12 protein-coding genes are annotated in these 14643 nt (G+C 46.6%); all 12 read left to right on the top strand.

The window, feature by feature from the left end:
* The first annotated feature begins 586 nt into the window (after positions 1–586).
* The 12 genes from HXW94_RS07295 to HXW94_RS07350 all read left to right on the top strand — a co-directional run bounded on the left by HXW94_RS07295 (position 587) and on the right by HXW94_RS07350 (position 14512).
* Complete coding sequence (locus HXW94_RS07295) at positions 587–877, top strand: sll1863 family stress response protein (RefSeq protein WP_178366239.1); 291 nt, start codon at positions 587–589, stop codon at positions 875–877.
* Between the two features lie 115 nt (positions 878–992).
* Positions 993–3653, top strand: coding sequence for a bifunctional acetate--CoA ligase family protein/GNAT family N-acetyltransferase (locus HXW94_RS07300; protein ID WP_246293786.1), 2661 nt, complete (start codon positions 993–995; stop codon positions 3651–3653).
* Between the two features lie 151 nt (positions 3654–3804).
* Positions 3805–4860: an FtsH protease activity modulator HflK gene (gene hflK, locus HXW94_RS07305; RefSeq protein ID WP_178366240.1), complete on the top strand. Its 1056-nt coding sequence runs from the start codon at positions 3805–3807 to the stop codon at positions 4858–4860.
* Positions 4857–5819, top strand: coding sequence for a protease modulator HflC (gene hflC, locus HXW94_RS07310; protein ID WP_178366241.1), 963 nt, complete (start codon positions 4857–4859; stop codon positions 5817–5819). Before hflK ends, hflC begins: the two co-directional genes overlap by 4 nt.
* A 579-nt stretch (positions 5820–6398) precedes the next feature.
* Complete coding sequence (locus tag HXW94_RS07315) at positions 6399–6605, top strand: hypothetical protein (RefSeq protein WP_178366242.1); 207 nt, start codon at positions 6399–6401, stop codon at positions 6603–6605.
* A 133-nt stretch (positions 6606–6738) separates the two neighbouring features.
* Positions 6739–6933, top strand: coding sequence for a hypothetical protein (locus HXW94_RS07320; protein ID WP_218576614.1), 195 nt, complete (start codon positions 6739–6741; stop codon positions 6931–6933).
* Positions 6930–8369, top strand: coding sequence for a pyruvate kinase (gene pyk, locus HXW94_RS07325; RefSeq protein ID WP_178366243.1), 1440 nt, complete (start codon positions 6930–6932; stop codon positions 8367–8369). The genes HXW94_RS07320 and pyk overlap by 4 nt, the downstream gene beginning before the upstream one ends.
* 326 nt (positions 8370–8695) lie before the next feature.
* A complete protein-coding gene (gene hisB, locus HXW94_RS07330; RefSeq protein WP_178366244.1) occupies positions 8696–9283 on the top strand; it encodes an imidazoleglycerol-phosphate dehydratase HisB in 588 nt (195 codons plus the stop codon).
* A 95-nt stretch (positions 9284–9378) separates the two neighbouring features.
* Positions 9379–11157 carry a DNA primase gene (gene dnaG / locus HXW94_RS07335; protein WP_178366291.1) on the top strand — a complete coding sequence of 593 codons (1779 nt, stop codon included), beginning with the start codon at positions 9379–9381 and terminating at the stop codon, positions 11155–11157.
* A 23-nt stretch (positions 11158–11180) separates the two neighbouring features.
* Positions 11181–13064, top strand: coding sequence for an RNA polymerase sigma factor RpoD (rpoD, locus tag HXW94_RS07340; protein WP_178366245.1), 1884 nt, complete (start codon positions 11181–11183; stop codon positions 13062–13064).
* A gap of 246 nt (positions 13065–13310) precedes the next feature.
* Positions 13311–13892 carry a TerD family protein gene (locus tag HXW94_RS07345; protein WP_178366246.1) on the top strand — a complete coding sequence of 194 codons (582 nt, stop codon included), beginning with the start codon at positions 13311–13313 and terminating at the stop codon, positions 13890–13892.
* 35 nt (positions 13893–13927) lie between these two features.
* On the top strand, positions 13928–14512 hold the full coding sequence (locus HXW94_RS07350; protein ID WP_178366247.1) for a TerD family protein: 585 nt from the start codon (positions 13928–13930) through the stop codon (positions 14510–14512).
* Positions 14513–14643 lie beyond the last annotated feature (131 nt).

Here is a 14643-nt window from a genome sequence, read left to right on the forward strand (position 1 = left end):
TTAGGACATAGTGGAAGCCTTTCGTTAAAAACATACAATGCTAAGCGTGCTTTAACCGCTTGATTTTTAAGTGTTTAATTCCTGATTAAAGAGTTGTTAAGTCAGCCGGGAAAATGGGAATGCGCCCACAGGTGAATGGATAATGAACAATGACCATGCTGCCCAGATTTTCGGCCTTAACCACAACATCCTGTTCGGCCGTATGCGCAAATTAAACATTACCAGATCCTGATTCTAAAACCGGATGATTGAAAGGTTATATGTGGCCTATTGGCCAAATAAAACCTTTTTTCAATCCTTCCATTATCGTATACAATTCGGTCAAGCAGAAACCTTTTCTTCTGAATTATCAACCACAACTATTATTCATATTGCACCTAAGGTATGGGAGGTTTATTGGTTGAGGATTAAAAACCTGGTACGAAATTTGTATGAAAGATCTGTACAATCTATACAGATCTTTCAAATTTCGTTGTGGGCTGATCTGGTATATCAACACCCAGACTCAACCCACAACGAAACCTCAAATTAATTCAATGTAATAAGTTGTTTTTGTTTTCGTATATAAAAACAAAAGGAGTTTTAAGTGAAGGACAAACGTAAAGCCTACGAAGAAAAGTTGGATGCGCAATTTGAGGAATGGAAATCGCAGATTGCGCTTCTTAAGGCCAAGGCGGACAAGACCAAAGCCGATGTAAAAATTGGATATTACAAAAAAATCGAAGCGTTGGAGAGCAAGCAGGAAGTTGCAGGTACAAAACTCCGCGAGTTGAAAAACGCAGGAGACGAGACGTGGGAAGCGTTTAAAATAGGCACGGAAAAAGCCTGGAATGAAGTCAAAACAGCTTATCAAAAGACAGTCTCAAAGTTCAAATGAACAATTGAGAGATGCGAACCATCGTATGAATCCAAACCAAAAGGCCGGGGATAGCTTTATTGCTTAATTTTAATGTTTTGGGAGCCTGTTTAAAAAAAGAAAAATAAGGATGAAAATGATGGGACAATATAATCTTGATCGCATTTTTAAACCGCGGCATATTGCAGTGGTTGGTGCAAGCGAAAAAGCAGGAACAATCGGCAATGCATTGATGAAAAATCTTGTTAACCGATTTTCTGGACAGTTGTTTCCGGTGAATCCCAAACATAAAAGAATCTACCAATATGATGCCTTTAAATCTGTTTCAAAGCTTCAAACCGAAGTGGATCTTGCGATTATTGCCACACCGATGCATACGGTTGTTGATATAGTGAGTGAATGCGTTGATAAAAAAGTGGGCGGAGCCATCATTATTTCAGCCGGAGGCAAGGTGACCGGTGAAAAAGGCAAGGAAATAGAGAAAAAAATTCAGAAAATAGCTTATGCCGGCAAACTTCGTATTGTTGGACCCAACTGCTTGGGTCTCATCCGGCCCGGCGGGGACCTGAATGCCAGCTTTGTATCCGAGATGCCCGTGTCTGGAAATTTAGCATTTATATCCCAGAGCAGGGCCATTTGCACGGCTATACTTGATTTGGCTCTACAGGAGAACATTGGATTCAGCCATTTTGTAAGCACCGGCTCCATGCTTGACGTTGATTTCGGAGATATGATTGATTATCTCGGAAATGATTCCTCTGTAAAAAGTATTTTATTGTATATCGAAAGGCTTACTAATTTTCGTAAATTCATGAGTGCCGCCCGTTCGGTCTCCAGGGTCAAACCAATCATTGTACTTAAATCCGGCAAAAGTCCGGCCGGTGCAAAAGCTGCTGCATCCCATACAGGTGCCATGGCAGGAGAGGCCGCCGTATATGATGCTGCCTTCAAGCGTGCCGGGATTGTGCGGGTGGACACCATAGAAGAGCTCTTTGACTGTGCAGAGCTGATGTCCAAACAATCAAGACCTCATGGATCCCGTTTAGCTATAATTACCAATGGAGGCGGGCCTGGGGTGATGGCCACAGACACTCTGGCTAAGTATGGCCACAAACCTGTGCCGCTTGACCCTGAATCCATGGAGGCACTTGATCAATTCCTGCCGCTCTTCTGGAGTCAAAGTAATCCGATCGACATCCTTGGTGATGCCTCGCCGGAGCGGTTTGCCCAAACCCTGGACGTCTGTTTTAACTCGAAGAATATAGACGGGGTACTTGTTATTCTCACACCCCAAGCATTTACTTCCTCTATTACAATGGCAGAAACGCTGGTGTTGACCATGAAAGGGCGTCGATATCCTGTATTTGCTTCCACGATAGGCGGTAAAAACATCGCCCCAGCAGTGGCGCTTTTGAATGAAGCGGGAATCCCGACCTATGATACGCCGGAACGGGCGGTTAGAGCTTTCCTTTACATGGTGGAATATAGCAAAAACCTTAAAACACTGCTGGAAATTCCGCCGAAATTGACCCGGCAGATAATGGTTGATCAGGATAAAGCTGGAAAGCTGATCATCCACGCGTTCCCGGGTGAATTTATGCCGGAATCGGATTCTAAGGAATTGTTAACGGCTTACGGACTGCCTGTAATAAGGACAGAAATTGCAAAAACAGAAGCAGAAGCATCAAGTATTGCCAAAGAGATGGGCTATCCGCTGGTCATGAAGATACGCTCTCCTGATATCACCCATAAAACCGATGCTGGTGGGATAAGTTTAGATTTACGCTCAGATGCCGATGTCTGCAAAGCTTACGCACAAATCATATCGTCAGTGCGGAAGTTTAAACCCGATGTCAGAATTGAAGGGGTAATCATTCAGCCCTATTTTTCAAATGCTGATTTTGAAATTCTCCTCGGTGCCAAACGGGATGCCGGTTTTGGTCCTGTGATTCTCTTTGGAATGGGTGGAATTTACACGGAAGTTTTAAAAGACCGTGCGTTGGGGCTTCCACCCATGAACAGGTTACTTGCCCGGCGACTCATGCAGCAGACCAAAGTATACACGTTGTTGAAAGGATACAGAAACCGCTCTGCCGCCGACATGGAACAACTTGAAGAGATGATTATCAGGCTTTCTCAACTCCTGATTGATTTTCCTGAAATTGCAGAACTTGACATGAATCCTGTTATGATCAAGGCGGGAAAACCCATGCTTGTTGATGCCCAAGTATTAGTCTCAACTATTGAAACACCTTCTCCCCTGCATCTTGTGATAAGCCCCTATCCGGAAGAGGAAGAGTCCCATCTGGTAAGCGTTGGTGGAGAGCGGATTTTTGTACGACCCATCAAGCCTGAAGATGCTCCGCTTTTTCAATATTTTTTCAAGACACTTTCTCCAACGACAATTTATTATCGTTTTTTCGGGATATTAAAAGAATTGAACCCTGAGATGCTCGCCAGGTTTACCCAAACCGATTACGATCGTGAGGTTGCATTAGTTGCCATTGATGAAGATTGTGAAATCGATAGAATGCTGGGCGTTGCAAGAATCATCGGAGATCCGGATGGGGAAAAAGGCGAATTTGCGGTTTTGGTGGGTGATGCCTGGCAAGGCAAGGGTATTGGTTCAAACCTTTTGGAAAAATGTCTGTCAATTGCCAAAAAACGAGGCTTTAAAACGGTTCACGGCATAGTTTTAAATGAGAACAGGAATATGATCGCTTTGGGGAAAAAGTTGGGTTTTGAAACAAAAAGAGAACCTGGCTCTGGAGAAAATAAGCTGGTGATCTATTTATGATGAGCAGCCCATGATGCTCAGGACCGCAAATTAAATAAATTGTCCATTTACCTCACCCCTCTCTCCATGGATGAAGAGGGGAGGTATATTATTCGCCCTGAACAAACAAGGGTCGATGAAGCTGATCGGCTTATTAATTAGGAGATAACTTATGACTGAATCAAATCACCCCCTGGGGAGCAGGCCAACGCTTGATGACCTGCTGAAAAAAAATCTAAAACAGTTTGAAAAATTCAAAGGCGCTCCGGTCCTTATCCTTGTAGGCGGTGTGGTGGTAGTCGTTGTTTTGGTGGTGGTCTTATGGACTGCATGGTTCACCGTCCAACCGGAGGAAACGGCTATTGTACAGCGCTTTGGCAAGGTCATGCGCACGGCCGGTCCGGGACTGCATTTCAAATTCCCTTATGGTATCGAAAAGGTCCGTTTGCTGCCTACAGCTCGCGTACTCAAAGAAGAGTTCGGGTTTCGGACGGTTTCCACCGTTCCCGGTGAAAAGAGCCGCTATGATACGCGAGGCACCTACAAGGACGAGTCGCTGATGCTCACCGGGGATTTGAACGTTATCAATGTTCAGTGGATCGTTCAGTACCGCATCGAAGACCCGAGCCGCTACCTGTTTCAGGTCCGCGACACTTCAAAAACAATCCGCGACACTACCGAGGCGGTCATGCGTCGAGCAGTCGGCAACCGTCTGGGCAGCGATGTGCTGACCACCGGACGGGTGGCGGTGGCCAGTGAAGCCAAAAACGAAATCCAGAAAATCCTGACAACCTATGAGTCTGGAGTGCGTCTGGTTACCGTAGAGCTTCAGGATGTAACCCCGCCGGATACCGTAAAACCTGCCTTTAATGAAGTCAACGAGTCGCGTCAAGACAAAGAGCGAACGATCAATAAAGCCCAGGAACAGGCCAACCGGGAAATCCCCAAGGCCCGAGGCGTGGCTACGCAAAGCATCAGCGAGGCCGAAGGTTACGCATTGGAACGTGTAAACCGGGCCCAGGGAGAGGCCACCCGTTTTGAGACCATTTTAGAACAATACGAACAGGCGCCGCAGGTCACGCGCCGGCGGTTGTATCTGGAGGCCATGACCGGTTTCCTGTCAAACATGAAAGGGCTCTATATCGTGGATAAGGACCAGAAGGCAATGGTGCCCTGGCTCCCATTGGAATCCAGTGAGCAACCATCAGCACAGGGGAGGAAACCATGAACTTTACCGTAAAAGCAGTAATCATAGCAGCAGCCGTAGCGATCGTCACCCTATCCTATGGCGGTCTATATACACTGGAAGAGGGTCTGCAGGCCATTGTCGTGCAGTTTGGCCGGCCTGTTGGGGAACCGGTAACCGAGGCGGGATTGCACATGAAACTACCCTTTGTGCAGGAGGTCCGGCGATTTGAAAAGCGTCTGCTGATCTGGGATGGTGATCCGAATCAGGTTCCCACCAAGGGACGAGAGTTCATCTGGGTGGATACCACCGCCAGATGGCGGATTGCCGATGCGAAAAAATTCCTGGAGAATGTAGCCAGCGAAGAGGGGGCCCAGTCGCGTTTGAACGATATTCTCGATTCGGTCGTGCGCGACCAGGTGTCGAGCAGCGAACTCGTGGAACTCGTGCGCAGCGCATCGTGGGAGGTGCCCGAGGACGAAGCCTTGAAAGAGATACCAAAGGAGCGCGAAGAAGAGCTTAAAAGGGAGATTGCCCGGGGCAGGGAGGAGATCACCCGCACGATACTGACTAAGGCACAGAAGATCATCCCGCAATACGGCATTGAACTTGTGGATGTGCGCATCAAACGCCTGGATTACGTGGAAAGTGTCCGGGAAAAGGTCTATGAGCGTATGATTTCCGAGCGCAAGCGCATTGCCGCGCAGTTCCGCTCCGAAGGCGAAGGTCGCAGCGCCGAGATCCTCGGCACAATGGAAAAAGAGCTGCGCCAGATTCGCTCAACGGCCTACCGCCAAGTGCAGGAGGTCCAAGGCAAAGCCGACGCTGAAGCGACGCAAATCTACGGCCAAGCGTACAATAAAAATCCAGAATTCTATGCCTTTTTGCGCACCCTTGAAAACTACAAGGAGAAAACGAATAAGAATTCCGTACTGATTCTCACCACGGACAGTGACTTCTATCAATATATCAAGCAGGCGAGCCCCAGGGGAAAAAATTGAAGTTTTCCATCAAAAGAGACACCAATTACGGAGACAAAGAAAAATCATATCGATCAGCTACGAAGACCTCCCGATTCAAATTGTTTTGCTCGGTTCGGGTGAACCCGAATATGGTTCCCGACTCCATTATCTTCAACGTCGATATCCCCAAAAAAATGGGTTTTATCAAATGATCAAGGCCAATTAAAATCCTGCTATTTAATTATTTGATTGATAGCACCAGATTCAGCCGGCGCTGAATTTTAATCTGAAAGCAAAACATAAAAGGGAGCAATTTATGAGCACTCATACAAACATTGACATGACCATTAAAATTGGCGGGGCAGCCGGTCAGGGGATACAGACAATTGGAAATCTTTTGGCCAGGGCATAAGCAAAAAAAGGAGGTGAAGAATAAAACAGAAGACAAGTAGAAACCAAAACAATGTGAGGACATTGTCAAAGAAAAAAAACGAGGAACGACAGCGCACCATGGACAAAATGTCCGTGGACACGTCTGAAGTCCACACTTATGACAAGAACCGGGCTGACGATTTGGTGGTCTGCCTGGATTCATTTCTGCTTAAAAGGAGGACAGTTATGAAAATTAAGAAAATTATTATGTTGATGTTCGTTGTGTTTGCGCTTTTACTGGTTGGTTGTGAAAAAGACGGTCCCGCTGAAAATGTGGGCAAAAAGATCGATAATACTGTTGAAAATGCGGGTGATAAAATGGAAGAGGCCGTTGAAAAAACAGGCGATAAAATTAAGGAGATGGGCGACAGCATAAAAGATAGCACTAATTAAAACAGTACCGAATTAGACTATTCTGTGTGAAATAAAAAAGTTCAAAGAGCAACTGCATACCTGAAGAAGAACACATCCTGTCGCCTACCGTATCGATTATCAGCAGGGGTCGAGGCTGGGGGGGCAGCATGGTGTGGCCGGTATCGTTTTGGGTTTTGCCAGGGAAAATCCGCTCAGGGAATCCGTCCTTTTCGGCGTTGCGGCAGGTACAGCAGCGGCCATGACACCGGGAACGGGACTATGTCGAAGGCAGGATGCTGAACGTTTGTATGGAGGCATGATTTCAGGGCTTGAACCAAGAATAAACGGCGAGGAGAAACGACCATGAGATTACCGACCCATAAAACCAAGATTGTGTGCACCATAGGACCGGCCTCACGTTCGGAGGCCGTCCTGGAACAACTGATGCTGCGGGGCATGAATGTGGCGCGGCTCAATTTCGCCCACGGCACCCGACAAGGGCATCGAGAGGATATTCGGCGCATCGAAACTGTTGCGGCAAGGCTTCAGCACCATTGCCTGATCATGGTGGACCTTCCCGGTCCTAAGATACGAATCGGCCAACTCCTGGAGGAACCACTTCTGTTGGAAAAGGGGGATGAGGCTGTTTTGATCATCAAAGACCTTGCGGCTGCCCCCAACCAAATACCAGTCGCCTACAAGCGGCTGCCGGAAAGTGTGACCGCGGGAGACGTAATTTTCCTTAATGACGGCTTCATACAGCTCCGGGTGGAGAAGGTGTCGGGGAAAGATGTCTTCTGTCAGACGGTTATCGGCGGTCCTCTCCTTTCTTATAAAGGGTTGAGTATTCCCGGGGTGAAGATTGTGGCCGAGGCGGTATCGCAAACCGATCTCGCCTTTGTCGATTTTTCACTTCAGGAGGGTGTAAATGCCTTCGGGGTTTCCTTTGTGGAGACAGCCGCTGATCTGTTAAAGGTCAAGGAATTTGCGCAAAAAAGGGGGCACTCCGCATATGTGGTTGCCAAGATCGAGCGCGCCGAGGCCATTGACAATATCGATGAGATCCTCTTGGCGGCGGATGCGATCATGATTGCCCGCGGTGATATGGGGGTGCAGATTCCTTTACAGGACGTGCCAGCCGTTCAGAAAAAACTGATTCGCAAGGCGAATCTGCTGGGCCGGCCGGTGATAACGGCGACTCAGATGCTGGTGTCCATGACCGAGAACATACGCCCCACCCGTGCCGAGGTGTCCGATGTGGCCAACGCCATTCTTGACGGCACGGACGCGGTGATGCTGTCCGAAGAGACAGCGATTGGACGTTATTCCGCCGAAGCAGTTGAGATGCTCAGTAAGATCGCCATCTCCACCGAGCGGAAGGAAAAACCGATCGGGTGCTCAGCCGATTTGCCCACCTACTTTCGGTCGGCTGCGGGTTCCGGCAACGCCACCGTGGAAGATGTCGCCACGCTGAATGCGGTTGAATCCGCCAGTGCCTTGAATGCACGTTATATTCTGACCCGCACGCAAGGCAGAGCCGCGCCGTGCCTGATTTCCAGATTCAGACCCGACTGCTGGATACTGTCCCATGGCGGCGATGAAAAAACGAACAATCTCCTGGCCCTGGCTTACGGGGTTTATCCCGTTACCCTCGATGATGCTAAACGCGGCTTTGTCGGCACGGCCGTCCGGTGGTTGATTACGGCTGGCATGATCACAAAAGATGAAATCTTGATCTGGATCGAGGAGGATGCGTCCGATGATGTGCTGGAAGCCTTGTCGATGAAAATTATCAAAGTATGAAAGAGACACTATTTATCTTTGTTTCATATGTGATTTCCCTGTCCGGTAGTGACTGGGTATTTGCCATAAGCACTTTTTACCTCTAAATCGTCTGTATCTTGTGGCTAAATAGTACAAAAATACAGTATGTGGTATCCGAATTCCTTATGGCAAATATCCAAGGTAGTGAATTCGGTGTTGACAAATATCAGAAAGGCGCATATTTTAATCCGATTCGTTATGACGTATTACGATACGCCGTGACAGGCCGGAAAAGAAAAAGAGAGTCCCGGTTAATTATGAAGATTGTATAAAACAAATTTCTGCCGGTTTCAAGGAGTTTTTTTATGAGTCGACAATCTGAGGTGTCAAGACTGACTAAGGAAACCCGGATAACTATCCGGCTAAACCTCGATGGACAGGGAAAGGCTGAGATCAGCACAGGCATTCCTTTTTTTGATCACATGCTTACAGCATTTACAGTGCATGGATTTTTTGACCTTGGGATTTCAGCAACAGGCGACCTTGACGTAGATTTTCATCATACTGTAGAGGACACGGGGCTTGTGCTAGGACAGGCGATCCAGCAGGCGTTGTCTGAGAAGGAGGGTATCCAGCGCTTTGGTGATGCAAGCGTTCCCATGGATGAATCCTTGTCCAGGGTAACCATTGATTTATCCAACCGACCTTATCTTGTTTACAATATTCCTGACAATTTGAAATCCCGGGGGCCTTTCGATGCGTATCTTGCCCGGGAGTTCTTCCAAGCAGTCTGTGTCAAAGGCGGATTTAATCTGCATATGAATACCTTGTACGGTGAGAATGAACACCATGTACTTGAGTCCATATTCAAGGCCTTTGGCCGGTCTTTGCACGCAGCCACACGTCCGATTTCTCAGGTATCAGGCGCATTATCCACCAAGGGATGTTTATAATCTATTGCATGTTTCGTTGTTGACATGTTGTATTCATTGCTTATTTTATCTGGATTAAATTAAGATTTGAGATCTTGGAGCCTGTACCACCCAAAATGCTGATCCCTGAAGAAAAAATTGCAGAGATTTTAGCTGCTTCTGATATTTTTGATGTTGTTTCAGAGGCAGTTATTTTAAAAAAGTCAGGCAGGAGTTACTTTGGTTTATGCCCCTTTCATTCCGAAAAAACGCCTTCTTTTTCAGTGAATCCCGATAAACAGATTTTTCATTGCTTTGGATGCAATGCCGGGGGCAACGTCCTGTCTTTTGTCATGAAATATCATGGGATCGCCTTTCCCGAAGCCGCAAGGATGCTGGCCAGAAAATACAACATTGTTATTGAAACCCCAAAAATGAATCCGGAACAGCGCAAAGCCGTTCATACCCGGGAATCTCTTTTCCGTCTGAATAAAAAGGTGATGCAGGCATATACCGATTTTTTCAAGAACCCTTTAAAGGGCACTCCAGCCCGGCAGTATCTTGAACGGCGGGGAACCAGTAAACAGATCATTGAACAGTTTCAGATCGGCTACGCCCCGGATGCCTGGGATGCCATTGTTCATGTTTTGAAACAAGAGAAAGTATCTAAAGGGATTGCAATCAGTTCCGGCCTGGTGCTGGAAAGAAAACAAAAGAATGGGTTTTACGACCGGTTTCGAAACCGGCTGATGTTTCCTATTTTTGACATTAACATGCAGGTGGCCGGATTCGGCGGCCGGGTCATGGACGACAGTATGCCCAAATATATGAATTCCCCTGAAACCCCGGTGTACAGTAAAAGCCGTATTCTTTACGGGTTGCATGCGGCCAAACAGGCGTGCCGCAGGCAGGATCAGGTATTTATTGTGGAAGGCTATTTTGATTTCCTTTCCCTTTATCAACACGGGATTAAGAATAGTGTGGCAAGTCTGGGTACGGCCCTGACCCGGGAGCATGTCAGGATTCTTAAAGGTTATGCAACGACCATGATCCTGGTTTTTGACTCTGATGACGCCGGTATAAAGGCTGCCAAAAGAAGCATTGATATTTTTGTTCAGGAGGGGGTTGATACCCGGATTCTGGTGCTTCCGGGAAACAGTGACCCTGACGCCTATGTCATGGCCCATGGCCGGGATGCCTTTCTTGAGCTTGCAGGTACTGCCAGGACGGTGATGCAGTTTTTGCTTCAGCTGGCCCTGGATACCCACGGCACTTCCGTTGAGGGACGTATAAAAATTCTGGACGAAATGAAGCAGCACCTGGCCATGATCCAGGATTATGCGGTCCGTTCAATTTATGTGCGTGAACTTGCTGAAACACTTAATATTGATGAAAAGGCTGTGCTTGAAAAGGTGAAGGACGCCTATGAAAAACAGGTAAACAGACAGGCCCGTGCCCCTTTGATTCCTGCGGTTGACACGTTCAAAAACGTTTTGGAATCAGACCCAAGGGAAAAACAAATTCTTTCCATGATGCTTCACTGGCCTGAACTGATATCTGTTGCCGTGGAAAAAAAGGTGGTTCCCTCCTTTTATTCAAAGCAACTTAAGCGATTAGGTTGTTTAATCATTGACAGCGGAACAGACCCACAAAATATTGTGGGTGCGGTCATGGCCCGGGTTGAAACCGATGAAGACCGGCAGTTGATTGCATCCATGGCAATGGAAGATTATACCGGGGTTCAGAATCCGGCGTACACGTTTGTTGTTCTGATTAACCGGGTTATAAAAATAAAAAATAAAACAGACAGATTAATTGTCAGTGAATTAACAAAAGCAAAAGAGGGCTGTGATGTTGATGTGATCAAGCTGCTCAAACTTAAACAGCAGCAAATTCAGCAGTTGCATAACAGTTAACGTTAAGCCTTTGGGAGGCATATATGGCAGAAAAGAACAGCAGATCTGAGCAAAGCGTGATGATCGGCAAGGATGAAATGCGCAGGCTCATCAAAAAGGGAGAGAAAACAGGTGTCCTGTCCTTTGCTGAAATTAACGACGCCATTTCAGATGATTTGCAATCCTTTGAGCAGATAGATGATATTGTCATTCAGTTTAAGGAACTGGGTATTGAACTGGTTGATGACAGAGGCAAGGAGACGTCTGCCATTAAACCAGGTAAGACCAAACCCGCCAAAAAGACTTCCCGGCCATCAAAAAACAAAAGAGTCAACAGCTCTGTATCCCGTGAGGGTAATGATGAAGACGGCCTTGAAAACGATGTGGATAAGAAGGGGAGTAAGGAGGGGTCACTCTCTTCCGGGCGAGACCGTGCCGATATGGAATTTGGTGCGGTCACTGATCCCGTGAAGATGTATCTTAAAGAGATGGGGATGGTGACCCTGCTCAGCCGTGAAGGTGAAATTGAGATCGCCAAAAAAATAGAGGTTGGGGAACGGGATGTACTGCGGGCCATGCTGGATTGTCCTTTGGCGCTGAATACCATTTTTATGTACGGTCAAAAAATGGAAGAGAGGGCCATGCGGCCCAAGCATGTACTCCGGGACGTGGATGAGGGAGACGGGGTGGTTGATGAAGTTTCCAAACAGGAAAAATTCCTTGAATCCTTAGCTCGGATAAGAACCTTGCATGCAGAGAATCAATTCTGCCGTGATCAGCTTCAGAACATCAGGAAAAGTACAAAAAAATACAGTAATCTCAGGGAACAGATTGACTGCAACACCGAAGAAATTTTTGAACTGCTTAAAAGTTGGCGATTTGAATCCAATGTCATTGATAACATAGAAAAAAGTATCAGAAACACAATAATCTGGTTTAAAACCGTAGACAATCTGTTGGCCAAGTGTGCAAAGACGTTTAATGTCCAGCCCAGCACCATGATGAAACAGACGAAAAGTCTGGCTGTTTTTGTTGAATGGGCCACGGCAAGAAGTGAAATTACTTCGGATCGTGCCGTCACTCTTTTTAATGATATTCAGGCGCTGTGCGATCAGATTACAGAAAAAAAAGACTCTGTCAAAGGCGGTGTGGAGGATCTAAACACAATTATTCAGGGGATTGAAATCGGGCGCAAAAAAGCGGATTCCGCCAAACGTGAACTGGTCCGCGCCAATTTAAGACTTGTGGTAAGTATTGCCAAAAAATATACCAACAGGGGGCTGCAGTTCCTTGATTTGATCCAGGAAGGCAATATCGGTTTGATGAAGGCCGTGGATAAATTTGAATATCGCCGGGGATATAAGTTTTCCACATATGCCACCTGGTGGATTCGCCAGGCCATTACCCGTGCCATTGCAGACCAGGCCAGAACCATCAGGATTCCGGTTCATATGATCGAAACCATCAACAAGCTGATTCGGACCTCCAGGTACCTGGTTCAAGAGATGGGTAAAGAACCGTCCCCTGAAGAAATTGCCGAAAAAATGGAAATCCCCATTGATAAGGTCCGGCGGGTACTTAAGATTGCCAAGGAGCCTATTTCCCTTGAAACACCCATTGGTGAGGAAGAAGACAGCCATCTTGGGGATTTCATTGAGGATAAGAAATTTTCTATTCCTTCCGAGGCCGCCATTGATTTAAGCCTTGCCGAACAGACGCGTAAAATACTGGCAACGCTCACGCCCAGGGAGGAAAAAGTGTTAAGGATGCGTTTTGGTATTGGAGAAAAGTCTGATCACACGTTAGAAGAAGTTGGAAAGGATTTTACCGTGACCAGGGAGCGTATTCGTCAGATTGAAGCCAAGGCCTTGCGTAAACTTCGTCATCCGACCCGGAGTAAAAAGCTGAAAACTTTTATAGAAAATTAGGCATCCTTCATTAGGCATGTTGACAAAAGACCTATGCTACTGTCCTAAATTGAGTGCTTTTCAAAAATGCATAGCCTGAAAAGCACATCACAATCCGTCAATTCATCCCCGAAGCTAAAGACTTAGGGGTTTTCTTGCCGGTTTTTTATAAACCCCCAGCTTTGCCGGGGAAATTTTCAGAGTTTGACATTTGCGGGAAATATCCTACTATATTGATTTTAAAAACTTCAAGAAAAGGAGTGTCCAATGGCCGTATCATTGACAAAAGGCGGAAACATTTCATTGGAAAAAGTGGCGCCGGGACTTATCAGTATTGCACTGGGGCTGGGCTGGGATCAGATTGAAAAAAAAGGCTTGTTCGGGAAAAAAAAAGTGAGTGTCGATCTGGATGCTTCCTGCCTTTTGTTCGATGCGAACAGAAACCTTGTGGATGCCGTCTGGTTTCAGCAATTAAAAAGTAAAGACGGTTCCATTGTCCATACAGGCGATGATCTCACCGGAGGGGGAAAGGCAGGCACGCCCAATGAAGTCATTAATGTCCATTTTAATACGGTTCCCGATAACATCACGACGCTGGTATTTACGGTGAATAGTTTTTCTTCCGACACCTTTGACGGGGTACCCAATGCGTTTTGTGTACTCAGAGATCAAAAAACCAATGAAGAGATTGCACGGTATAACCTTTCCGTTGAAGGAGGCGGGTATACCGGACTTGTGATTGCAAAACTTTATCGCCACAATGGGGCATGGAAATTCAAAGCCCTTGGCGAATGGGGAAAAGGAAGAACATTTGATGAGTTGTTGCCTGCTATTATCCCGTGTATTTAACTGTTTTGTAACCTCTAAAATTAAGGAGAAAAAAAATGGCCGTATCCTTGAGCAAAGGCGAACGGGTTTCATTATCCAAAGAAGCACCTGGATTATCTAAAATTCAAGTAGGGCTGGGATGGGATCAAAGAACAACGGATGGATCGGACTTTGACCTTGATGCATCTGTTTTTCTGCTGGATGAGACAGGGAAAGTGCGAAGTGAGAGTGATTTTGTCTATTACAACAATTTGAAAGCCGTTAACGGTGCCGTCGAGCATATGGGGGACAATTTGACCGGTGCGGGTGAGGGCGACGATGAAGTGGTCAAGATCAATTTGAAGCAACTGGAAACAGAAGATCCGGGGCTTGTAAAAATTTCATTTGTCGTGACAATTCATGAAGCTGAGGCGCGAAAACAAAATTTCGGACAGGTGAACAATGCCTTTATCCGTGTCCTCAACCAGGACAACGATCAAGAACTCGTCCGCTTCGACCTGACCGAAGATTATTCAATGGAAACGGCCATGATTTTTGGTGAAGTCTATTTCAAAGGCGGAGAATGGCGATTCACAGCGGTGGGACAAGGCTATGAAGGGGGACTGGCAGCCGCATGTAACCAGTTTGGAATCAATATTTAGTTCTGTCGGTTCGACAGGATTGCAAGCCTGTGGCGTACAGATATGACCTGGGCAGCAAGTCCGGGCAGATGCGATGACACAGGCGCTTCTCATAATTCGTACCAATTCGTACCAAATGGGTAAGAACAAAT

The sequence above is a fragment of the Desulfobacter latus genome (genome assembly GCF_013389365.1).
GTDB classification, from domain to species: Bacteria; Desulfobacterota; Desulfobacteria; order Desulfobacterales; family Desulfobacteraceae; genus Desulfobacter; species Desulfobacter latus.